Here is a 22,555-nt window from a genome sequence, read left to right on the forward strand (position 1 = left end):
CGCATCTCACCCTCTCCCGCCCCTCGTAACCAGCGGGCGGGCGCCCTATCTTCGCCACTGGCACTTCCCACGGAACGAAGATAGAACGACGCGCATGAGCCTTACGCATATTTCGGTTCGCGGTGCCCGCGAGCATAATCTCAAGGGCGTCGATATCGACATCCCGCGCGACACGCTGACGGTCATCACCGGGCTGTCGGGATCAGGCAAGTCCAGCCTGGCGTTCGACACCATCTATGCCGAGGGCCAGCGGCGTTATGTCGAGTCGTTGAGCGCCTATGCGCGCCAGTTTCTTGAGATGATGCAAAAGCCCGATGTCGATCATATCGAAGGGCTGTCGCCCGCGATTTCCATCGAGCAGAAGACGACCAGCCGCAACCCGCGCTCGACCGTGGCGACCGTCACCGAGATTTACGACTATATGCGCCTGTTATGGGCGCGCGTCGGCATCCCCTACTCCCCTGCCACCGGTCTGCCGATTTCCGCGCAGACGGTCAGCCAGATGGTCGACCGCGTGCTGGCGCTGCCGGAAGGGACGCGGCTGCTGCTGCTCGCGCCGGTCGTGCGTGGGCGCAAGGGCGAGTATCGCAAGGAACTGGCCGAATGGCAGAAGGCCGGGTTCCAGCGCGTCCGCATCGACGGTGAAACCTATCTGATCGAGGAAGCGCCGGCTCTCGACAAGAAATACAAGCATGACATCGAGGTGGTGGTCGACCGACTGGTCGTGCGCGAGGATATCGCGACCCGGCTGGCGGAAAGTTTCGAGACCGCGCTGAAACTGGCCGAGGGGCTGGCCTATGTCGACCTGACGGACGGTGTGGTGCCGGGGCGCGAGAATGAGGCGGTCGATGCGGGCGCTATGAAGGGCGCGGGCATTCCGGCCAATCGCATCGTGTTTTCCGAGAAATTCGCCTGCCCCGTTTCAGGGTTCACCATTCCCGAAATCGAACCGCGCCTGTTCAGCTTCAACGCGCCGCAGGGCGCCTGCCCGGCGTGCGACGGCCTTGGCGAAAGGCTGGAGTTCGACCGGGATCTCGTCGTCCCCAACCATGACCTGTCGATCAAGAAGGGCGCGGTGGTGCCCTGGGCCAAGTCGAACCCGCCCAGCCCCTATTACATGCAGGTACTGGGGTCGCTGGCGCGCGAATTCGGCTTCAAGCTGGATACGCCGTGGAAGGATCTGGCCGCCGAACATCAGGAAGCGATCCTGTTCGGGACCAAGGGCAAGGCGGTCACGCTGACCTTTGTCGACGGCAAGAAGTCCTATGACGTCAAAAAGCCGTTCGAGGGCGTGATCGGCAATCTCAACCGTCGGATGCTCCAGACCGAAAGCGCCTGGATGCGCGAGGAACTGTCCAAATATCAGGCCGCGCATCCGTGCGAGACATGCGGCGGTGCGCGGCTGAAGCCAGAGGCGCTGGCCGTGCGTGTGGGCGATGCGACGATTTCGTCGATCACCCGCCTGTCGGTGGTCGATGCGCTGGCATGGTATGCCGCGCTGCCAGAGCAACTGACGCCGCAACAGGGCGAGATCGCGCGCGCGATCCTCAAGGAAATCGACGAGCGGCTGGGCTTTCTCAACAATGTCGGGCTTGATTACCTGAACCTCGACCGGACCAGCGGCACGCTGTCGGGTGGGGAGAGCCAGCGCATCCGGCTGGCCAGCCAGATCGGCAGCGGGCTGTCGGGCGTGCTGTACGTGCTGGACGAGCCATCGATCGGTTTGCACCAACGCGACAACGACATGCTGCTGGCGACGCTCAGGCGTCTGCGCGACCTGGGCAATACGGTGCTGGTGGTCGAGCATGACGAGGATGCGATCCGCACCGCCGATTATGTGATCGACATGGGCCCCGGCGCGGGCGTGCATGGGGGTGAGATCGTCGCGCACGGGCCGCTGAAGAAACTGCTAAAGGCCAAGGGCAGCGTGACTGCCGATTATCTGAACGGCACGCGCGAGGTGCCGGTGCCGGCCAAGCGGCGCAAGGGCAACGGCAAGAAGCTGACCGTCCACAACGCCACTGCCAACAATCTGCGCGGGGTGACGGCCAGCCTGCCGCTGGGCACATTTACCTGCATCACCGGCGTGTCGGGGTCGGGCAAGTCCAGCTTCACCATCGACACGCTCTATGCAGCAGCCGCGCGTACGCTGAACGGCGCGCGGGTGTTGGCGGGCAAGCACGACAAGATCAGCGGGCTGGAGCATTGCGACAAGGTCATCGACATCGACCAGTCGCCCATCGGCCGCACCCCGCGGTCGAACCCGGCCACCTATACCGGCGCGTTCACCGCGATCCGCGACTGGTTCGCGGGCCTGCCTGAGGCGCAGGCGCGCGGGTACAAACCCGGCCGTTTCAGCTTCAATGTCAAGGGTGGGCGGTGCGAGGCATGTCAGGGCGACGGCGTGCTGAAGATCGAGATGCACTTCCTGCCCGACGTCTATGTCACCTGCGATGTGTGCCACGGTGCGCGCTACAACCGCGAAACGCTGGAAGTGAAGTTCAAGGGCAAGTCGATTGCCGATGTGCTGGACATGACGGTCGAGGATGCGGTCGAGTTCTTCAAGGCGGTGCCGCCGATCCGCGACCGAATGGCAATGCTGGGCGAAGTTGGCCTGGGTTACGTCAAGGTCGGGCAACAGGCCACCACCCTGTCGGGTGGCGAGGCGCAGCGGGTGAAGCTGGCCAAGGAACTGGCGCGCCGTTCGACCGGGCAGACGCTGTACATCTTGGACGAGCCGACCACCGGCCTGCATTTCGAAGATGTGCGAAAGCTGCTGGAAGTGCTGCATGCACTGGTCGAACAGGGCAACACGGTCGTGGTGATTGAACATAATCTCGACGTCATAAAAACCGCCGACTGGATCCTCGACCTCGGCCCCGAAGGCGGCGTGAAGGGCGGCGAAATCGTGGCGCAGGGCACGCCGGAGATCGTTGCCGCCGAACCGCGCAGCTATACCGGACGCTACCTGGCGCCGCTGCTGGCCCCGGACCGGAAGGAGACGCTGGCGGCGGAGTGACGCCGCCAGCTTGCTATTGCGACTTGATCTCAAGATTTCGGGGCGTCATAAGCGTCGCATGATCCATGCCGACGCCTACCCCCCATGCTGACCGCCGCCCTTCTGCTCGTCGCCGCTATCGGCGCGGTGCTGCTCCGGCTCGGCTGGGACGCGCGCGAACCCGCGCAGCTGCGGCTGACGCTGGCTGGCTGGGCAGCGATTGGCGGCGCGCTGGCGGTGCTGACCGCGCGTGACGGCGCATGGGGGCTGGCCACCGGGAGCCTGCCGGTAATGCTGGTCGCCTTTGCCCTGTTGGGACGTGAGGCGCTGGCATCATCCGCGCCCGCGCGTTCTGCCCGTATTCCCGACAGCGCGCCCAGCGTCCGGCTGCATGCCGCAGACTGGCGCGATGTGGGACGCCGGGTTGCCATCTTTGTTCTGACGGTGCCGGTGGCGGGCGCGGTGTCGCTGCTGGTCGGGCTGGCCTGTGCCGCGATTGCGCGGTCGGGCGGCGCGTCGGACGTGAACGCCAATGTGCTGGCGATGTTCGTCACGCCTTCCCTGTGGAGCGTGCTGGGCATCACCCTGATGCTGGGAATGCGCGCGCGTGACATGGTCGCGCCGCTGGCCGTAACCGGGCTGGTCGCCGCATTCATCTTCTGGTCGTTCGGCTGAGGAAATCGACATGCGCTTCCCCTCCCCCGATCTCGTCCGCCGCGCGCTGTCGGGCCATGCGGCCATCGGCCTACTGGCCGGCGGGCTGCTCTATCTGATCTGCCTGTCGGGCACGATCGTCGTCCTGCGCGAGGAAATTCAGCGTTGGGAACAGCCCAACGTCGTCGAAACCGCGATCATTGCGCCGCAATCGCTGCAACGCGCGGCGGAAAATGTGCTGGCGAGCGAGGCGGGCAAGAAGCCGACCGAGCATTTCTACATTCACATGCCCAACGACGCGCTGCCGCGCACCGTCGTCACGACCGACAATCAGGCGGTCTATATCGATGGCGAAGGAAATATCGCGGACAAGGAAGCGCATGGCTGGACCGAATTCCTGATCAACCTGCACGTCTACCTGCACATGCCCGGCACATTGGGCCTGACCGTCGTCGGAGCGCTGGGCGTGATGATGGCGGCGCTGACGCTGGGCGGCGTGCTGGCGCATCCACGCATCTTTCGCGATGCCTTTCGTCTGCGCGCGCGGGGCCAGAAACAGCTGGCGCTGGCCGACTGGCACAATCGGCTGGGCGTGTGGACGCTGCCCTTCGGTCTGGCGCTGGCGCTGACCGGCGCGATGATCGGACTGGGCGGCGTCGCCACCTATGCCATTGCGGGCAAATGGTATGGCGGCGACCTTGAGGCGGCTTATGCCCCGATCTTTGGTGATGAGCCCGCGCACGACGACCGCCCTGCCCCGCTGGCCAACATCGCGGCTGCCACCGCCAATCTGCGCGCGGCGCATCCCGACCTTCAGCCGACCTATGTGATCCTGCACGAACCCGGCACGCGCGGTCAGTATCTGACGATCATCGCCAAGCATCCGCGGCGGCTGATCTATGGCGACACCTATATCTTCGACGCCGACGGGCGGCTGACGGACAAGGTGGGGATTAGCGACGGCGATCTGGGCCGTCAGTTCGCGGCATCGAATTACGACCTGCATCTCGGCGCGTTCGGCGGGCTGCCGGTGCGGCTGATCTTCGTGATCCTCGGCGCGGCGGTGACGGTCGTGTCCGGAACGGGCATGTCGATCTGGCTGGTCAAACGCCGCCAGCGCGGCCGCGCCAGCCCACGGCTCGAGGCGGTCTGGGCCGTTACCATCTGGGGCGCTCCGGTAATGCTGGGCCTGGCGCTGATTCAGCGGGCGCTGTTCGGGGCACAGGCGCCGATGGTCGCGCTGTTCTGGGTCGGACTGGCGGGGCTGATCGCCGCCGCAATCCTTGCGCCGCGTGCCGAGCTTTGGGGCCGCTCGCTGCGCCTGATCCTTGGTGCGTTGATGGCCGGTGCCGGGATCATCCACGCCGCGTCGATGGACAGCGCCATTCCTGCGCTGTTGGTGATCGACCTGTCGCTGGTTGCGGGTGGCGCTGCGTTTCTGGTCCCCGCCCTGCGTCGACTGGCCGCACAACGGCGCGATCAGATGGACATGGCACCGGCCGAGTAAGCGGGCGCCGGGGGCAAAGGGGATTGCGATCCCCACCTCCCCCGGCTAGCGCGACGGGCACGGCCCCGTAGCTCAGTTGGATAGAGCAAGTGCCTTCTAAGCACTAGGTCGCAGGTTCGAACCCTGCCGGGGTCGCCACTCCCCTATGCTTTCAAACCGATCGCGTCGCACGTGCTGCGTTTTCGGCGGCAACGCGCGAGCCGCGCCGGGCTCACGCCGTTTCGGTTGGCAGCTTCAACGCCGCCAGAACCCCGCGAAAATGTTGCAGCGCCTCTGGCGTCGGGCCGGGATATGGCCCCGCCGTTGGCTGATCACCAACATAGCCCATATCGGCCTTTCCCTCTGGCAAGCTGTAGAAGCCGACCACGAACAAGTGCCGCAGCCTGTCCATAAAGGCGACAGGTTGCGCCATCTTGTCGACCGGTGCGGCAACGGTCAACGCGTCGAGCAGCGCGCCACGTTGCGCCATCGAAAGCGCGGTAAACGCCTTTCCATGCATTGCCCGGCTCTGTGCGTCGAGCCAGATCAGCCCGCCGACCACCTTCGCCCGATCCGCGCGTTGCGCCGGATAAGGTGCGCTGATCCACTCATCGATAAACCCGCCAACACCCAGTTGCCCGGCCCCCGGTGATACGTCGTCGGCGGGAAGGATCATGTCGCCCAGCATGTCCACGGTCGCGCGCTGCGCCTGGGTCAGTGTCAGCGGCCACGGCACCTGCGGATCGATCAGATCGGGATCGCGGCCATAGCCCTGAGCCACCGGCGGCGCAGGCAGCTGACTCGGCCAATCGGCAACCGTTTCGAACGGCTTGGCCGACCGGTTCCCAGCCGCCATTGCCGGGGGCGCCAACCGCGCGACGGGCAGCGCAGCAGCGGCCATCATCCACTGGAGCGTGGTGCGACGCGAATGCATCATGCAAAAGCTCCCGACTTGAACCGCGACGCCAGCTGCTCCGATGCGCGCAGCGCCAGTGCCAAAATGGTAAGTGTCGGGTTCTTGTGCGCGCCCGACGCAAAGACCGCCCCGTCCATCAGCACAAGATTGTCGACATCCCACGTCTGGCCATAGCTGTTGACGACCGAGGTGCGCGCATCCGCCCCCATTCGGGCGGTGCCGAGTTCGTGGATGATCTCGCCCCCCGCCGTCATGATCTGTTCTGGCGGAACTTCGGGATCGAACAGGATCGTGCCGTTCATCCGCTTGAACACGCTGAGTGCAGCCTGTCGTCCGTGCGCCACCTGGTTCATTTCGTGCTTCGACCATTTGAATGCGAAGCGCAGGACCGGGATGCCGAACCGGTCCTTCACCGTGGGGTCGACTTCGCAATAGGTGTCCTTGTTCGGGATCATTTCCCCGCGCAGGGTCAGGCCGATGGTGGCGCCCGACGCGTGGCGAACCGCCTTTTTCAGATCGGCGCCCCAAACCCGCGGCAGCACGCCGGCGGACGGAATGCCAAAGCGGCCGCCAATTTCGAAATGATAGCCCCGCGCGAAATCCAGCTCCCCGCGCTTCTGCTGTTCGTAAAGCCAGAACGGAATATAGATGTGCTGGCCGCCGATCCCGTCCTCATTATAGCGCGGGCGATTGGCCAGCGCGGGAATGAACGCACCGAACGACGCGCCCGTGGAATCGGTCAGGTTGCGCCCCAGTTCACCTGAGGTGTTGGCCAGACCGCGCCCAGCCTCGCCAGAGTTGAGGAGCAGCCGGGCCGTTTCGCCCGTGCCAGCCGCCAGCACGACGGCGCGGGCCTTTACCTGGTGGCGCATGCCGGTTTTGCGGTCGACATATTCCACGCCGGTCGCGCGGCCGCCGCCAGCGGTCAGGACGCGGGAAACCATGGCGTCGGTGACGATATTCAGCCGCCCCGTCGCCTTTGCCATCGGCAGGAACGAGGTTGTCGTCTGGAACATCGCACCAATCGTGCAGCCGCGCGTACAGGGCGTCGCATTGAAGCATGCACTTCGGGGTGCGACCTCGTCGGGCATGTCGCGCGTCAACACCGCCGTATGCGCTGCCCGCACCGGGATTCCGACACTTTCCGCGGCAGCCTTGATAAGCATTTCGGTCACGCGCGGCTTGGGTGGCGGCATCAGGCAATCGGCAGGGGAATCGGGATGGTTCTCCAGCCCGATCGGGCCGCCATTGACCCCGATCATTTTCTCGACCCGGTCATAGAATGGCGCGACATCGTCATAGCCGATCGGCCAGTCGACCCCCAGCCCGTCGCGGGAATAGGGTTTGAAGTCATACGGGCCCCATCGCGGCACGTGACGGCCCCAATGGTTGGTTCGCCCGCCGAGCATACGCGGACGATACCAACGGAAATCGCTGTTGCCCTTCATCGTATAAGGTTCGCCGTCCACCTGCCAGCCGCCGCCGACGGTCGCGTCGAAATAGCCAAAGGGCTTGTCCGGCGTTGCCGCCCCGCGCAGGGGCGCGTCGCTTTCGGGCGCGAACATGTTCACCTCTGCCTGGGGATCATAGTCGCGCCCCGCCTCCAGCATCAGGCAGCGCAGACCCGATTTGGTCAGGCTATAAGCCGCCATGCCCCCTGCTGCGCCCGATCCGACGATGATGACATCGGCGGGCGCGTCCGCCGCAGTTGCCGATCCCAGGTTCATTGCTTCGCCGCCTGCGCGCTTGCGCCGATTTTCCGAAGCTTGATGTTACGGAACGCCACCGGCTCGCCATGATCCTGAAGCGCGATGACGCCGCTGGGATAAGTGCCGAACAACGGCATCTGCGCGAACTTCGATTCCGCAACCCGTTTGCGCCAGGCGCCGTCCCCGTAGGATACATCGGCGGTAAGCGTGCCGTTCAACCATTGCCGGATACGCCCTCGTTCGACAAGCAGGCGGGCGTGGTTCCAGGTTCCGGCAGGCCGGGACGCACCCGGCGGCGGGACCGTTATGTCATAAAGCGAACCCGCGCGGTGGGAGGCAATCTTGCCGTCGGGGTGGCCCGTATCGTCCAGAATCTGCATTTCCAGACCGGTTTCATAAACCTGCCTGGTCTGGGGCACGTTGCGCGCCAGATACAGCACACCGCTGTTGCCGCCGGGCGCCACCTTCCAGTCGAGCGTGAGTTCGAAGGCCCCGAAACTAGCGGCGGTAACCAGATCGGTCCCGCTCATCTGGCCGTCGTCCTTCGTCAGCTCAAGCGTCCCGTCGCGAACCCGCCACGTCGGAGCCGGGGCGCCACCGGAAAAGGACTGCCAGCCCGAAAGGTCGCGGCCGTTGAACAGCAACATCCAGCCCTCTGACCGCTCCTTGGCGGTCAGCGCATTCGCTTCCACGTCGCGCGCGGCAGCTGCCGGTGCGACGCTTGCCGCCACCAGCAGCGACAACGCTATGGCCTTGGATCCGATCATGCCATCCCTCCGTTTTCGGTCACCCAAGCGGGGACCGTTCGTGCTTTGCGGCGGCCGCATCGCGCGCGCCCACAGCAGCAGATTCGTGGCCATGATCGACCGCCAGCCACACAGAATCAAGTTCGTATTTCAAATTGGCTTATTAACGATTTTGTACATTCGGCTGCCAGCATCGCACGATGCCGGTTGCGCTTTCAACCGATCGGGAGGAGTTGGCGGGCAAATGTGAGACTCCCGCCGCCTTCAGATGCGATTCAAGATCGAAGGACTCGAATGCTCAACCTTCTCAAACGCATCGACCGCTACAGCATGTTGTTGCTGGCCACCGTGCTGGTCGCGACCTTGATTCCGTGTCGCGGCGACGTCGCGATCGCGTTTCACTACATCACGATGCTGGCGATCGCGCTGCTGTTTTTCCTTCACGGCGCGAAGCTATCCCGCGCCGCGATTATTGCAGGCATGACGAACTGGCGGCTCCATCTGCTCGTCCTCATGATCACCTTCCTCGCCTTCCCGCTGCTCGGTCTCGGCTTTCATGAAGCCGCCAAGTGGCTGGTCGCGCCGTCGCTTGCCGCAGGGATCGTGTTCCTGACGCTGCTACCATCGACGGTGCAGTCGTCCATTGCGTTCACCTCTATCGCGCGTGGCAATGTGCCTGCCGCCGTGTGCAGTGCCTCTGCATCCAACCTGCTCGGCATTGCGCTCACGCCGCTGCTGGTCACGCTCTTCACGGGCGGCACAGGACACGGCGTCAGTGGCGCAGAAGTTCGCACCATCGCGCTTCAACTGCTGTTGCCATTTGTCCTCGGCCACCTTTCACGCCCAATTACCGCGAAGATTGTGGAGCGCCGCAAGGCTGTGCTGTCGCTGGTCGACCGGGGATCGATCCTGCTGGTCGTCTACACGGCGTTCAGCGCGGCGGTCGTCGAAGGCCTGTGGTCACTGGTCCCGGCCTGGCAACTTCTGGCGATGCTGGCGCTGTGCGGGGCGATGCTGGCGACCGTGATGTTCGCAACGCGCTTCATCGCGCGAAGGCTGAACTTCTCGAAAGCGGACGAGATCGCCATCGTGTTCTGCGGATCAAAAAAGAGCTTGGCTTCCGGCGTCCCCATGGCCGGCGTGCTGTTTCCAGCCGCTCAGGTCGGCGCCATCATTCTTCCGCTGATGATCTTTCACCAGCTACAGCTTCTTGCATGCGCTGCGATCGCGCAGCGTTACGCCAATCGCGAACCCGATCCCGATGAAATCGCGGACGCGGCGCTCGCCAGCTGATCAAGGCGCAGGCACGGCGAAAAGGCGAAATGCGAGCATTGCTTCGCGCGTGGTCCCGGCGGCCCGCCTATCCCCCGAACCGGACACTGAAAACAGGGCGTCAGCAATCGGCGCCGGCCGCCGTCATGGCGGCCGGCGCTTCCCGCGGCTACAGGTTCAGCGCGTGCAGGGCACCGGCGATGATCCTGCCTTAGCCAGCCTTACGCCCGACACCGTGATGTCCAGTTCACCGTCGGTCGTCAGCGACAGTGGCATGGTAACGCGCGTCATATCGGCGCCCCCGCGTGCCAGACAGGCCAACGGCACAGCGATACGCGTCCACTCGCCGGGCTTTGCCGCGCGCAGGGGTGCCTCGATCGCGACGGTGCCTTCGCACGCATCGCCACAGCCCACGCCCAGCTTTACCGACCGGGTGGGCGCGCGGTCGACGCGCAGGTCGATCTCAATGGCCAGGTCGCCATTGGTTTCGCGCGTCAGGTCGACAGGCTCATCGCCGACAATGGCCGCAACAGCCGCGCCCCGACCGGTCCATGCCAGCCGCACGCTGTCTTCCTGCGCCAGACGGTCGGCGCCGCGCGCCGTAATCAGGTCAGGTCCCGGATTGGCCGACAGGTTGCCCGGCGGGCCGATCAGCAACCGCCGCCCCGCCCCCGCACGCCCCGCCGAGAACAGCAGATTGCGGTCGGCACTGGCCGCCGTCGCCCGCTTTTCCGGCAGGGGCGCCAGTTCGCCCGCATCGGCGCTCGTCAGGCCATAGCCATAGGGGAAGAGCGGCGCATAATCCTTGTCACCAACATTGACCGCCGTCTGATCGCTTTCACGCGGCCAGCTATAGGGCAACTTGCCCCTGAACTCGGCCTTGCCGAACAGGACGTCGGCGACGCCCCCACCCTCAGACCCGGGCAACCATGCGGCGACGAATGCGTCGGATGCGTTCAAATGCGGGTTCACCCACATGGGCCGCCCCGACAGAAAGACCGACACGGTGGGAATTCCCTGTGCCTTCAACCGGCGCAACAGAGCCAGATGGTCGCCCGTATCTTCAAACCCCACGTCGCTGCGGTCGCCCTGGAACTCGGCATAGGGATCTTCGCCGAACACCACGACCGCCACGTCCGGCCGGGTCGTAAAGCGCCCGTCCGCCGCCAGCTCAACCGTGCCGCCCGCGTCGCGCACGGCAGCCCTCATTGCTTCACCGATGGTCTCACCGTTCGGGAAATCGGCGCGCTTGGTGCCGGTTCCCTGCCACGTCAGCGTCCAGCCGCCGGTCTGCTTGGTCATGCTGTCGGCGCCGTCGCCCGCGACCAGGATGCGAGCACCCGGCTTCAGCGGCAGGACATGGTTCGCGTTCTTCAGCAGGACCAGCGATTCGCGAACCGCCTGACGCGCGACCGCGCGGTGATCAGCGCTGCCCAGCATCTCGAAACGGCCCGCATAGGGCCGCGACGACGGCTTGCCGGCCTCGAACAGGCCCGACCGGACCTTGACACGAAGGATGCGCCGAACCGCGTCATCCAGCACCGGCATCGGCAACGAACCGTCGCGCGCCTGTGCCAGCGTGTTCTGCCACAGCCCCCTCCAGCTGTCGGGCGCCATTGCCATGTCCAACCCGGCGATAAAGGTTTCGCGGCAGCGGTCGACCGTGCAGCCGCTGACCTGTCCGTGCGCGTTCCAGTCGCCGACCAGCAAGCCGTCAAAACCCCAGCGATCCTTGATCACGCCGCGCAGCAAAGACTTGTTGCCGTGCATTTTCTCCCCATTCCAGCTGGAGAAGCTGACCATGATCGACTGGACCCCCGCCTCGATCGCGGGGATATAGGGCGCGCCGAACAGCGTGCGAAGACCGGCCTCGTCGATGCGCGCATCGCCCTGATCCTTGCCGCCGGCCGTACCGCCATCGCCCAGGAAATGCTTGGCGGTAGCGATGATGTGCGGGCCGCGCAGCCAGTCGCGGTCTCCGACCTTGCCCTGCAACCCTTCGATCAGCGGGCGGGCATACGCGGTGGCGATTTCCGGGTTTTCACCATATCCCTCATACGTGCGGCCCCAGCGGTCGTCACGCACGACCGCCAGCGTCGGGGCAAAGGTCCAGTCGAGCCCGGTCACACGCATCTCGATCGCTGTCACCTCTCCGATGCGGCGCATCAAATCCGGGTCGCGGGCGGCGCCCAGGCCGATATTGTGCGGGAACAGCGTGGCGCCGACGATATTGTTGTGCCCGTGAACCGCGTCGCTGCCCCACATCACGGGAATGCGCGGCAGGTTGCCGTTTGGCTGCATCGAGGCGGCGTAAAATGCGTCTGCGGACTTCAGCCATTCGGGCGCGGGCGCGTTGTAAGCGCCGGTGGGCGTCGAATTACCGCCGTTCAGCACCGAGCCGAGGTGATAGCGATGCACATCTTCCGGGGTGACACTGGCAATGTCGGCCTGAATGACCTGGCCGACTTTTTGCTCAAGCGACATCTGGCGGAGCAGTTGCTCCACCCGCTGTTCGACCGCGGCATCGGCGGTCTGCGGCTTGCGGATCGCTGGCCAGCTGTCCGGATGCGCAACGCCGGCGCCTTCACGGACGGTCGCGCCCTGCCCCTGCGCGCATACCGCCACAGGCGACAACGCCACACCGGCCAGAAGCAACGCGTGCCCAAGGCCAAACCGCAATTTCACCACATCCGTCCCCTGATTTACCTGATCGTTAGCTGACAACGCTGTCTACCCTTGCCCCGCTACCGCGTCAACGCGGTCACGACAGCGTGTCGCCACTCTTGTCAGCGCTCCGGCTTCGCGCCATCGTCACGACAAAGATATCAGTTGGGAACCGGGACGAACATGTCGACGGACGAAGTGCGGGAAATTCCAGCGCGTGCCACGATCACCGACGTCGCCAGACTGTCCGGCACGTCGATCAAGACGGTGTCGCGGGTGTTCAATGACGAACCATTTGTGCGCCCTGCGACTCGCAAGCGCGTCATGGATGCCGCGAACGAGCTGGATTATCATCCCAACATCGCCGCACGCAGCCTTGTTCGCGGGCGGTCGTCGCTGATCGGGCTGTTCTATGAAAACCCAAGCCCGAATTACGTGGTCGATCTTCAGACCGGATCGCTCGATCGGCTGCAAAGCGAACGGTTCCGTCTGCTGCTGTTCCCCTGTCTCAGCGCGGCGGCGATGTCGGGGCGGCTGTTGCGCGTCGCGCGGGCATCGGGGCTGGAGGGATTGATCCTTGCGCCGCCGCTGGGGGACGATGAGCGCACGGTCGATGAACTGACGCGCGCGCACTTTCCGTTCGTTCGGATTGCGCCAACCAGCGCACCGGACGCATCCCCGACGGTCAGTATCGACGACACGGCCGCGGCGCACGAAATGACGCGTCACCTGATCGACCTGGGTCATCGGCGGATTGCCTATGTCCAGGGCGATCCCGATCACCCCTCCAACGCGTTGCGCCTGACCGGCTATCGCGCGGCATTGGAGGAGCGCGGGATCGGCTTCGACCCGGCGCTGCTCGAACACGGGCTTTACACGTTCGAATCGGGTGTTGCGGCGGGGCGGCGGATCTTTGCGTCTAACATGCGCCCGACGGCGGTTTTCGCCGCCAATGACGATATGGCCGCCGGGGTTCTGCTAGCGGCAAAGGAACGCGGGCTGGACGTGCCGCGACAAGTGTCGATCGCCGGGTTCGACGACAGCCTGATCGCACGCGTGGTCTGGCCGCAGCTGACCACCATCCGCCAGCCAACCTATGACATGGCCAATCGCGCCACCGATGTGCTGTTGGCCAAGATCGAGGGACAGCCCTTCACCGCGGAGACGCGCATGGCGCACCAGTTGCTGGTCCGCGCCTCCACTGCACCCGCGCTACGCTGACGCGCGGGATTGCTGGCATAGGTGCATCGGACATGGCATGGCGTCCGGCATGAACGATCCCCGTCCATCCAAAGGCCCGGTCGCGGGCGGCGCCATCCTTGCCATCTCGATCCTGGGCGGCGTAATCATCGGCGTGGCGATGCGCCAGCCGACATTGGGCCTGCTGGGCGGGCTGGCCGTGGGCACGATCGCCAGCCTGATCATCTGGCAGCGCGACCGACGCCGCTAAAGCCGGCGGCTGACCCACACGACCCGGCCGATGACGCGCACGCGCTCGGCCTCGACAGGCCCGGGCGAAGGGGCTGCGTCATTATCGCTGGTGATAAGCAGCCGCCCGCCGCCAGGCCGGACCCGCTTGACCATCAGCACGTCGTCCAGCCGCAGCACGAACACTGCCCCGCCAGCCGGCACCGATGCACGGGCCGAATCGACCAGTATCTCGTCGCCGGGATGCAGGGTCGGCTGCATTGATTCGCCCGCCACGCGGATCATAGACGCCTTTTCCGGCCGCACATTCAGGCTGGCGAGTAATTCGGGCGGCAGCGTCATCGGTGCTGCGGGCCATTCGATTTCCGCCACGCCGCCGGGTCCTGCTGATGCCGTCAGGTCGAAACGCGGCACCGCCACCACCGGCATGGCCCGTCCGCCCAGCGCCGCTTCATCCACCCCCAGATAGGCCGCGATCAGTTCCCGATCCCGCTCGTCCAGCCGCCGGGGCGACCCGCGGCTTACATGCTGCTGCACATAGGCCGGGTTGCGCCCGATCAGACGCGACAGCCGCGACAAGCTGATGCCCCGTTCGGCGGCAAGGCGCGCCAGAGCCGCCCGCGGATCCTCGACCATCATGGCACGCAGCATAGCCGTAGGATTTTTCCTAGACAAGTTGGATTTTTGAGAACAGAACATGAACGGGTGAGTCGTAGCGGGGAGATGTTGGATGGAGTTGCTGCCCAGAATCGAGGCGTATCTACGGCGGACGGGGATGTCGGTCACGCTGTTCGGGCGAAAGGTGGCGAGCGATCCGCGCCTGGTGCTGGACATGCGGCGGGGTCGGCGGCCCGGCGCGTCCATGCGCGCGCGGATCGAGCAATTTCTGTCGGGAAAGCGTTCCTGATGGCGCGCGGACCCGATGCCGGAACGCTGGTCGAACGCGCCCTGTCGCTGTCCGCGACCCGCGCGGCGATATCGATGGTGGTGACCGACGCGGTCGTGACGCGCTGGGCGAGCGCGACATTTACCGGCGCTCGCCATGCCCTTGAACTAAGCTTGATCGATACCGCGGCGGCGCGAACCTGGCTGGCAACCCTGTCTGAGGCGGAACTGCCGATGCGGGGGCATCTGATGGCCGATTGTGTGGTCGTGCGGACCAGGGAGGAAGGCGGAATGATCGACGCAAGCGTCGAGGCACTGACGGTCGAGGTCGCCTGATCCCTTAGCGGCCGGCGAAGCGCTTCAGCGTGGCAAGCGCTTCGTCGAAGTCGCTGCTGGATTCGCGGTTGCTCGCTGCCCGGTCCGCCGGACCGCGAACGCCGCGCTCCAGCTTCTTGAACATCGCATGCACCGTCGCGCGGGTATCCGGCGCCGTGATCGGTGCATCGTCATATTGCCGGGGCAAGGGCAAGGGGGCGAGCCGCTCGACCGGCAGCGCATCTACCGGCTCGACTTGAACCGGCGGCTTCTCCCGGATCGCGCCGGGGTCAAAGGCAGCCAGCGGCATGTCCAGGTCACCGGGCAATTCCCGTTCGACCGGCGGCGAAGGCGCGGGAGATTCAGCGGCCGGGTTGACAGGCTGCGGCTCCACGACCTGCTCCACGATGGGCGCGGTTACGACTGGCATATTTTCATCGATAAGCATGTCCGCGTCGTCGATCCGCCGGGTGATCAGGCGCGGCACGCGGTCTGGCGGGGCCAGCCGCCGGACAGCGAGCCATGTGCCGCCGCCCGTCACCATCACCGCCAACAGCATCAGCGCCAGTCGCGCGCCCGACACCATCGGCAACGGCGATGCGGGGACCAGCACCGACAGTCGCGAATCCTGCGCCAGCCCTTCCACCCGCCATTCGGGCAGCAATGCAACAGCCGCCGCCGCCGGCAGCGCGACGATCGCGCCCGCGATCAGGCTGTGAGGCAGAATCCAGCGTCGGCGGGCAGGATGGGCGACCATGTCGAGGCCATGTATGCGGCGTTCGCCCGCCCTTTGTAAACGGCTGGCGGCGCGAAATATGCGACGGCCCGTTAGGGGCCGCACGCTTTCCGGTCTGCGGATCGCGGCGCGAAACCGTCATCGCGCCGCGATCCGTCAGGAATCAGGCGTCGGCGCCGACCTTTTCCAGCGCCTCGATCAAGGCCCGGTTGAAGGCGGGGATGTCGCCCGGATTGCGGCTGGTGATCAGGTTGCCGTCGATCACGACTTCCTCATCCACAACCTCGGCCCCTGCGTTTTCCAGATCGGTGCGAACCGAAGGCCAGCTGGTCATGCGGCGGCCATCGACCACATCGGCCTCTACCAGCAGCCACGGCGCGTGGCAGATGGCGGCAACGATCTTGCCCTCGTCCATGAATTCCTCGACGATATCGACCGCCTTGTCCTCCATTCGCATCTTGTCGGGATTGCCGACACCGCCCGGCAGCAGCAGCGCGTCGTAATCATCGATATCGACCTGATCCAGCGTCAGGTCGGGGGTGATCGTCTCGGTCGGGTCGCTGTCGTTCTTCACGCCCTGGATCGGATCGGTCTTGATCGAGGCGAGCGTCACCTTTGCGCCCGCGTCCAGCAGGGCCTGGCGCGGATCGAACAGCTCGGAATGTTCAAAACCGTCGGTGGCAAGGATCAGCACGCGCGAATTGAGGTCAGCCATGGGGAAAAAGCTCCTTTGGGGGTTCGGCACCTCCAACCCGCCCCGGCACAGGCTTGTTCCCGGAACGAAGCGGGGAACCGCGCATTGATCGAGCCAACCCGCAACAATGGCGACCCATGGCCCCGACAATCTTTTACTGCGATGACAGCGAACCGGGGATCACCCGCCGAAAAGTGCGCCACGGCTGGGGTTATTGGGATGTGACGGGCAAACGCATCACCGACCGGGAGGAGATCGACCGGCTGAACCGCATCGGTCTGCCCCCCGCCTATCGCGATGCGTGGTTCAGCCCCGACCCAAATGGCCATATTCAGGCGGTGGGCTGGGACGAAAAGGGCCGCAAGCAATATCGCTATCACACCGATTTCCGCGACGCGCAGGAAGCGGCAAAATACTCGCGCTGCGCCGGGTTCGGCGAACGCCTGCCCCTTCTTCGCAAACAGGTGGAAAAGGATTTGGCGGGCCGCAAGCTCAGCCGTGAACGCGCGGTGGCGGCGGTTGTCCGCCTGCTCGACCTGGGCCGCCTGCGCGTCGGCAATGAAGGTTATGTGAAAGCGAACAAGAGCTTTGGCGCGACCACCCTTCGTCGTCGCCATGCCAAGCTGACGGGCAGCCGGTTGCGGCTGCAGTATCGGGCGAAATCGGGCAAGCAGCGGGTGCTGACCCTGACCGACAATTCGCTGATCCGTTTCGTTCGGAAATGCCAGGATCTGCCGGGGCAGCACCTGTTTCGCTGGCTGGATGACGACGGCGTCTCTCACCCGGTCACCTCCAGCGACGTGAACAGCTATATCCGCGCGGCAATGGGCGACGATTTCACCGCCAAGCATTTCCGCACATGGGGCGCCAGCGCCATCGCTTTTGGCGCTCTGGCCACCGCTGACGCGCCGATCGGGCTGAAAACGATGCTGGAACCGGTGGTAGAGGCGCTGGGCAACACGCCTGCCATTGCGCGCAAAAGCTATGTCCACCCCGCACTGGTCGCGCTGGCAAAGGACAACTCGGCACAACTTGCGCTCCGCGCACGCATCAAGCTACCCCGGTCCACGCGGCACCTGACCCGCGCCGAGCGCGGCCTGATCGCGTTCCTGAACGACCTTGACGACGACAGCGCCCCCGCACGGGCGGCCTGACGATGGAGCCGAGATGAGCAATAACAGCGCGGCGGAAACGGCCGCCCTTCCCGACATTGATCCCGCCGGCGTCCAGCGCCAGTTCAACGCCTTGGTGCGCGACAGCCTGGAATGGGTGGCCGGCCACTGGCTTCAGATCCTGATCGCGGTCGGCGTGGCCGCGCTGATCGTCTTGGCGCTCGACACGCTCAAGCGCTGGGGCAAGAAATATTGCGAGCGGCAGCCCATCGTCACCGGATGGTCGGGCATTCTGGGCCGTGCGATTTCGCGCACCAACCGCTTTTTCATGACCATGGTGGCAGCCAAGCTGGTGGTTGGTGTGGCCGACGCGCCGCAGGGGGTGGTGACCACCACCAATTTCTTTTTCACCGTCGCCGCCGTGTTTCAGGCTGCAACCTGGGTGCGCGAAGTCATCCTGGGGCTGGTCGAGGCGCGGACGCAGGGCGACCATCGCGGTAGCGAGGCACTGGGCACCGCCATGGGCCTGATCCGGCTGCTGGTCACCTTTGCCGTATTCGCGATCGCGCTGATCGTCGTTCTGGACAACCTCGGCGTCAACGTCACTGGCCTTGTCGCCGGTCTGGGCGTCGGCGGTATCGCCATTGGTCTGGCCGCACAGGGCATTTTCGCCGACCTGTTCGCCGCCCTGTCGATCATCTTCGACAAGCCGTTTCGCAAGGGCGACAGCATCAGCTACGATACAACGTCCGGCAATATCGAGGAAATCGGCCTGAAATCGACGCGCATCCGCAGCTTTCAGGGTGAAGAGCGGATCATCTCGAACAAGAACCTGCTCGACAAGGAAATCCAGAACAACACCCGCCGCGATCATCGCCGGGCCAAGTTCGTAATCGGCGTCATTTATCAGACGGCGCCGGAAGTATGCGCGAAAATCCCCGGCCTTCTGAAGGAGATCGTCGAGTCCCACGACAAGATCTTCATCCGTGCGGGCTTTGTCGGCTTTGGCGCCTCCAGCCTGGATTTCGAACTGGAGTTCGATTCGCCCGGCCCGGATTATGTCAGCTTCTATGACGGGCGCACCGCCATCGGCCTCGCCATCCTGCAACGCTTCAACAATGACGGGATCGAGATCGCCTACCCGACCCAAACAACCTTCACCGCCGCCCCCGACGGGCGCATGGTCATGCCCTATGCCGAAGTGCAGCCGGTGAGGACCGTAGAGGCGGAGTGATCATCAGCCCGTCGGACGCCGCGGTTCGCCGTCAGCGTTCGCGGGGCTGGATCAAGGGCATGCCGCACGCAGCGCCGCAATGGTGCTGGCGCTGGCGGCTGCAATTGGTGCGATGCGGCTGTTCGTCCGACCCGGCTCAGGCGCCGGTGACCGTCACCGGACCCAGATCGCCTTGACCGATGGTGGCCGACGCCATGTCCAGCATCGCATCCAGGCTGCGCTTGGCTTTCAGCCGAAGCTCCTCCTCGATCTCGATGCGCGGGGTCAGGTCGCGTAGCGCCAGATACAGCTTCTCCAGCGTGTTCATCGCCATATAGGGGCAGATGTTGCAGTTGCAGTTGCCGTCCGCACCCGGTGCGCCGATGAACAGCTTGTGCGGCACCGCCTTTTGCATCTGATGGATTATGTGCGGCTCGGTCGCGACGATCAGCGTGTCGCCGGGCATCGTCTTGGCATAATCGAGGATGCCGCTGGTCGATCCGACATATTCGGCATGTTCGACGATATGCGCCGGGCATTCAGGATGCGCCGCCACCGGCGCGCCCGGATGCTCCGCCTTCAGCTTGAGCAGCTCGGTTTCGCTGAACGCTTCGTGGACGATGCACACGCCCGGCCACAACAGCATGTCGCGCCCGAACTTGCGCGCGAGATAACCGCCCAGATGCCGGTCGGGGCCAAAGATGATCGGCTGGCTTTCCGGGATCTGCGCCAGGATCTTTTCGGCGGAAGACGACGTGACGATGATGTCCGACAGCGCCTTCACCTGAACCGAGCTGTTGATGTACGTCAGCGCGATATGGTCCGGGTGCTGCGCGCGGAATGCCGCGAACTGTTCGGGCGGGCAGCTGTCCTCCAGGCTGCAACCGGCGTCCATGTCGGGCAGGATCACCGTCTTTTGCGGGCTGAGGATCTTGGCCGTTTCCGCCATGAAACGCACGCCGCAAAAGGCGATGACATCGGCGTCGGTTTCCGCCGCCTTGCGGCTGAGTTCCAGGCTGTCGCCAACGAAATCGGCCAGATCCTGAATCTCCGGCTTCTGGTAATAATGGGCCAGGATCACGGCGTTGCGTTCGCGACGCAGCCGGTCGATCTCTGCCAGCAGGTCGACGCCCTGAAGCGTCCCGCCGATACCGTTGCGCGCGTCCATAATGCCCAAAATCCCCGTCAAATACGTTGCGCGCCCACATGGCCCCACGCGCTCGCGCGATCAAGGGCGAAGCGGCATCAGGCTCAGCGCGGTTCGGCCAGCACCTCTTCCGGGCGGCGCGACTGGTCCCATTGCTCGCGGTAGCGGGCGCCGCGTTCGGCCGGGAACGTCACGACGACCCGCGCATCCCCCTGCCCCGCCGCCACCAGCGGTGCGCGGAATGTCCGGGCAATCGCCGCGCGCGCCAGTTCACGCGCCTGTGCCATGCGTTCAGGCGATGTCGCTTCCCGCTGTGCAGCGCCATCGGCGGCGCGCGATACCTGCGCGCTCAATTGCTCGCCTGCCTCACGCGTGACCAGCACCCCGCTGCGCTCGACCACGCTGGCCTTGCCGTCGTCAATATTGGCGCGGTCAGCCGTCACGTCGGGTGCATCGACGATCAGCGTGCGATCATCCTCGTCCCACTGCATGTCGCGTTCGGAGATGTTCGACAGATCGACATGATAGTCGACCGAATAGGGCATCTTGGCCACGCGTCCCGATTTGAGCAGGCCACCCCAGCGCACATCGGTCGCCGCCGCCTGAACCGTGCCCGACAGGCGCGCGACGCGCAGGTCGCCCATGCCCGCCATCTTTGCGGTGACGATCTGGGTCACGGCCGGCCCTTCGGGTGCCTCAACGGGCTTCGTGACGGCGTGACGGTCGCGATACTCGCTCCACGCGAGCAGCAGGCCGCCGACCACGCCGACCAACAGCGCCAGCGCGACGATCATGCGCCATGCCTCTCCCCTCATGCGGCGTGCCACAATGCCCCCTCTCCTTCGGTGACGGCGCCGCGGCGGCGCAGGTCGAACAGATGCGCCAGGACCGATCGTTCGGCCGCCGGCTTCAGCCGGGCGTCGATCCCGACATACATGGCATCGACCATTGCGGCGATGTCGGCAGGCGCGCGTGCCAGCAGGCGCAGGATCTGACCCTCGCGCTGCTTGCGGTGGCCCAGCATCCCGCGCACCAGCCGCTGCGGATTGTCGATCGCCTGCCCATGGGCGGGGTAATAGATACGCTCGTCCCGGCCCATCAGCTTTTCAAGGCTGGCCATGTAATCCCCCATGTCGCCATCGGGGGGTGAGACGATGGTGGTGGACCATCCCATGACATGATCACCGCTGAACAGTGCCTGCGCCTGTGGCAGGGCAAAGGCCAGATGGTTCGACGTGTGACCGGGCGTTGCAATCGCCTGAAGCGTCCAGCCGTCGCCATCCACCACATCGCCGTCGCCCAGCACGCGGTCCGGCCGATATTCCACATCGAACGCCCGGTCGGCACGCGGACCGGCATCGGCCATGGTGAGCGGCGCGCAGCCGATGACCGGCGCGCCGGTTTCCTCGCGCAGCCGGGCGGCCAGCGGGCTGTGGTCGTGGTGCGTATGCGTGACCATGATGGCGACGACGGGCCGCCCGCCGATCGCGGACAAAAGCGCCGCCAGATGGTCGGCATCATCCGGTCCGGGGTCGATAAGCGCCAGAGCGTCGCGCCCGACGAGATGCGTCTGCGTACCGGTATGGGTAAAGGGTGAGGCATTGCCGGCCAGCACCCGCACCACCAGCGGGTCGAGCGGCACGGCCGCGCCGACAGGGTCTTCGATCATGCCACCCATGTGGCCGCCCGCCGCGCCCCCGGCAAGGGGGCGCGGCGGGGCCAACGGGATCAGGCGTCGGGCTTGGCCATCTTGGTATGTTGCTTGGCCAGCATCGTGTCGGGGGTCAGGTGCGACAGGGCGGCCTGAATCTTGTTCTTTGCGCCAGAAACGATGTGGGCCGATCCGTCCATCATCGCCTTCCACCCGTTCTCGGCGGTTTTTACGGGATCTTCCTTGCTGTCATCCTGCCCGACGGGGGTGTCGAGCATGTTCGCACGGGCAAAGAACTGCGTGTCGGTCGGTCCCGGCATCAGCACGGTCACGACCACGCCGGTGTCGTTAAGCTCCTCACGCAGGGCATAGGCAAAGCTGTCGAGATACGCCTTCGTGCCGTTATACACCGCCTGATAGGCGCCGGGGATCAGCCCCGCGATCGAACCGACGATCAGGATCCGGCCCGCGCCCTGCCCCACCATCGTCTTCGCGACCTTCTGCAACAGATAGGTGGTGCCCGTGACGTTGGTGTCGATCACGCGACGCCATTCGTCGGGCGACTGATCGACAAAGGCGTGGCCAAGGCCGCGTCCGGCGTTGGCGATCAGGATGTCGATCGGGCGACCGGCGACTGCCGCCAGCAACCGGTCATTACCCTCGAACGTCGCAAGATCGGCCTCTACCGCCTCAACCGCAACGCCCTCGCTGCGCAATTCGCCGGCTGCCACGTCGATCTGCGGCTCGTCGGCGACCAGCACCAGATCATAGCCTTCACGCGCGGCAATGCGCGCCAGTTCGCGGCCGATACCCGTCGATGCGCCGGTGATTACTGCCAGTCCGTTCGCCATGTGCCATCTCCTTGAAACTGCCCGCCCGCGCTTTCACTGGCCTAAGCGTCTAAATGGAGCGGTCGTTCCCGACGGCTG

Annotated in this window: 21 protein-coding genes and 1 tRNA gene; 11 read left to right on the forward strand and 11 right to left on the reverse strand. The window is 65.3% G+C overall.

From position 1 onward, the window contains the following. Positions 1 to 94: 94 nt before the first annotated feature. The 4 genes from uvrA to ACAX61_RS01795 all read left to right on the forward strand — a co-directional run bounded on the left by uvrA (position 95) and on the right by ACAX61_RS01795 (position 5,297). The gene (uvrA, locus tag ACAX61_RS01780) at positions 95 to 3,019 is read left to right on the forward strand and encodes an excinuclease ABC subunit UvrA (RefSeq protein WP_370713112.1); all 2,925 of its coding nucleotides are present in this window, start codon (positions 95 to 97) and stop codon (positions 3,017 to 3,019) included. 84 nt (positions 3,020 to 3,103) lie between these two features. Then, positions 3,104 to 3,673: a hypothetical protein gene (locus tag ACAX61_RS01785; protein ID WP_370713113.1), complete on the forward strand. Its 570-nt coding sequence runs from the start codon at positions 3,104 to 3,106 to the stop codon at positions 3,671 to 3,673. Between the two features lie 10 nt (positions 3,674 to 3,683). Next, positions 3,684 to 5,159, forward strand: a complete 1,476-nt coding sequence (locus ACAX61_RS01790; RefSeq protein WP_370713114.1) for a PepSY-associated TM helix domain-containing protein — start codon at positions 3,684 to 3,686, stop codon at positions 5,157 to 5,159. Positions 5,160 to 5,220: 61 nt separating this feature from the next. After that, positions 5,221 to 5,297: transfer RNA gene (locus ACAX61_RS01795), tRNA-Arg, on the forward strand. Positions 5,298 to 5,370: 73 nt separating this feature from the next. Here the strand turns inward: ACAX61_RS01795 and ACAX61_RS01800 are convergent. The 3 genes from ACAX61_RS01800 to ACAX61_RS01810 are packed head-to-tail and all read right to left on the reverse strand — an operon-like array spanning position 5,371 to position 8,530. Continuing rightward, positions 5,371 to 6,075 carry a gluconate 2-dehydrogenase subunit 3 family protein gene (locus ACAX61_RS01800; protein WP_370713115.1) on the reverse strand — a complete coding sequence of 235 codons (705 nt, stop codon included), beginning with the start codon at positions 6,073 to 6,075 and terminating at the stop codon, positions 5,371 to 5,373. Continuing rightward, complete coding sequence (locus ACAX61_RS01805; protein ID WP_370713116.1) at positions 6,072 to 7,781, reverse strand: GMC family oxidoreductase; 1,710 nt, start codon at positions 7,779 to 7,781, stop codon at positions 6,072 to 6,074. The genes ACAX61_RS01800 and ACAX61_RS01805 overlap by 4 nt, the downstream gene beginning before the upstream one ends. Next, positions 7,778 to 8,530, reverse strand: coding sequence for a 3-keto-disaccharide hydrolase (locus ACAX61_RS01810; RefSeq protein WP_370713117.1), 753 nt, complete (start codon positions 8,528 to 8,530; stop codon positions 7,778 to 7,780). The genes ACAX61_RS01805 and ACAX61_RS01810 overlap by 4 nt, the downstream gene beginning before the upstream one ends. A gap of 273 nt (positions 8,531 to 8,803) precedes the next feature. On the opposite strand from ACAX61_RS01810, the gene ACAX61_RS01815 reads away from it, so the two are divergent. Further along, positions 8,804 to 9,802 carry a bile acid:sodium symporter family protein gene (locus ACAX61_RS01815; protein WP_370713118.1) on the forward strand — a complete coding sequence of 333 codons (999 nt, stop codon included), beginning with the start codon at positions 8,804 to 8,806 and terminating at the stop codon, positions 9,800 to 9,802. Between the two features lie 156 nt (positions 9,803 to 9,958). Here the strand turns inward: ACAX61_RS01815 and ACAX61_RS01820 are convergent, their stop codons facing one another. Then, on the reverse strand, positions 9,959 to 12,460 hold the full coding sequence (locus ACAX61_RS01820) for a glycoside hydrolase family 3 protein (RefSeq protein WP_370714876.1): 2,502 nt from the start codon (positions 12,458 to 12,460) through the stop codon (positions 9,959 to 9,961). Between the two features lie 168 nt (positions 12,461 to 12,628). Between ACAX61_RS01820 and ACAX61_RS01825 the strand changes: the two genes are divergently transcribed. Then, the gene (locus ACAX61_RS01825; protein ID WP_370713119.1) at positions 12,629 to 13,666 is read left to right on the forward strand and encodes a LacI family DNA-binding transcriptional regulator; all 1,038 of its coding nucleotides are present in this window, start codon (positions 12,629 to 12,631) and stop codon (positions 13,664 to 13,666) included. 49 nt (positions 13,667 to 13,715) lie between these two features. Continuing rightward, positions 13,716 to 13,895 carry a hypothetical protein gene (locus tag ACAX61_RS01830; protein WP_370713120.1) on the forward strand — a complete coding sequence of 60 codons (180 nt, stop codon included), beginning with the start codon at positions 13,716 to 13,718 and terminating at the stop codon, positions 13,893 to 13,895. Here ACAX61_RS01830 and ACAX61_RS01835 read toward each other — a convergent pair. Then, positions 13,892 to 14,524, reverse strand: coding sequence for a S24 family peptidase (locus tag ACAX61_RS01835; protein ID WP_370713121.1), 633 nt, complete (start codon positions 14,522 to 14,524; stop codon positions 13,892 to 13,894). The genes ACAX61_RS01830 and ACAX61_RS01835 overlap by 4 nt on opposite strands. A gap of 79 nt (positions 14,525 to 14,603) precedes the next feature. Between ACAX61_RS01835 and ACAX61_RS01840 the strand changes: the two genes are divergently transcribed. Both ACAX61_RS01840 and ACAX61_RS01845 read left to right on the forward strand, forming a co-directional pair. Beyond that, a complete protein-coding gene (locus ACAX61_RS01840; RefSeq protein WP_370713122.1) occupies positions 14,604 to 14,780 on the forward strand; it encodes a hypothetical protein in 177 nt (58 codons plus the stop codon). Beyond that, complete coding sequence (locus ACAX61_RS01845) at positions 14,780 to 15,094, forward strand: hypothetical protein (protein WP_370713123.1); 315 nt, start codon at positions 14,780 to 14,782, stop codon at positions 15,092 to 15,094. The genes ACAX61_RS01840 and ACAX61_RS01845 overlap by 1 nt, the downstream gene beginning before the upstream one ends. 4 nt (positions 15,095 to 15,098) lie before the next feature. Here the strand turns inward: ACAX61_RS01845 and ACAX61_RS01850 are convergent, their stop codons facing one another. Beyond that, positions 15,099 to 15,830, reverse strand: coding sequence for a hypothetical protein (locus tag ACAX61_RS01850; protein WP_370713124.1), 732 nt, complete (start codon positions 15,828 to 15,830; stop codon positions 15,099 to 15,101). Between the two features lie 142 nt (positions 15,831 to 15,972). After that, the gene (locus ACAX61_RS01855) at positions 15,973 to 16,524 is read right to left on the reverse strand and encodes a type 1 glutamine amidotransferase domain-containing protein (protein WP_370713125.1); all 552 of its coding nucleotides are present in this window, start codon (positions 16,522 to 16,524) and stop codon (positions 15,973 to 15,975) included. Between the two features lie 116 nt (positions 16,525 to 16,640). Between ACAX61_RS01855 and ACAX61_RS01860 the strand changes: the two genes are divergently transcribed. Together ACAX61_RS01860 and ACAX61_RS01865 are read left to right on the forward strand one after the other, a co-directional pair. Beyond that, the gene (locus ACAX61_RS01860) at positions 16,641 to 17,657 is read left to right on the forward strand and encodes a DNA topoisomerase IB (protein WP_370713126.1); all 1,017 of its coding nucleotides are present in this window, start codon (positions 16,641 to 16,643) and stop codon (positions 17,655 to 17,657) included. A 13-nt stretch (positions 17,658 to 17,670) separates the two neighbouring features. Then, the gene (locus tag ACAX61_RS01865) at positions 17,671 to 18,849 is read left to right on the forward strand and encodes a mechanosensitive ion channel family protein (protein ID WP_370713127.1); all 1,179 of its coding nucleotides are present in this window, start codon (positions 17,671 to 17,673) and stop codon (positions 18,847 to 18,849) included. Positions 18,850 to 18,985: 136 nt separating this feature from the next. Here the strand turns inward: ACAX61_RS01865 and nadA are convergent, their stop codons facing one another. The 4 genes from nadA to ACAX61_RS01885 all read right to left on the reverse strand — a co-directional run bounded on the left by nadA (position 18,986) and on the right by ACAX61_RS01885 (position 22,477). Further along, a complete protein-coding gene (gene nadA / locus ACAX61_RS01870; RefSeq protein WP_370713128.1) occupies positions 18,986 to 19,996 on the reverse strand; it encodes a quinolinate synthase NadA in 1,011 nt (336 codons plus the stop codon). Between the two features lie 83 nt (positions 19,997 to 20,079). Next, a complete protein-coding gene (locus ACAX61_RS01875) occupies positions 20,080 to 20,802 on the reverse strand; it encodes a DUF4230 domain-containing protein (protein ID WP_370713129.1) in 723 nt (240 codons plus the stop codon). Further along, on the reverse strand, positions 20,787 to 21,644 hold the full coding sequence (locus ACAX61_RS01880) for an MBL fold metallo-hydrolase (protein ID WP_370713130.1): 858 nt from the start codon (positions 21,642 to 21,644) through the stop codon (positions 20,787 to 20,789). Before ACAX61_RS01880 ends, ACAX61_RS01875 begins: the two co-directional genes overlap by 16 nt. Before the next feature lie 59 nt (positions 21,645 to 21,703). Further along, a complete protein-coding gene (locus tag ACAX61_RS01885) occupies positions 21,704 to 22,477 on the reverse strand; it encodes an SDR family NAD(P)-dependent oxidoreductase (RefSeq protein WP_370713131.1) in 774 nt (257 codons plus the stop codon). Positions 22,478 to 22,555 lie beyond the last annotated feature (78 nt).

Source organism: Sphingomonas sp. IW22 (genome assembly GCF_041321155.1).
Lineage (GTDB): Bacteria > Pseudomonadota > Alphaproteobacteria > Sphingomonadales > Sphingomonadaceae > Sphingomonas.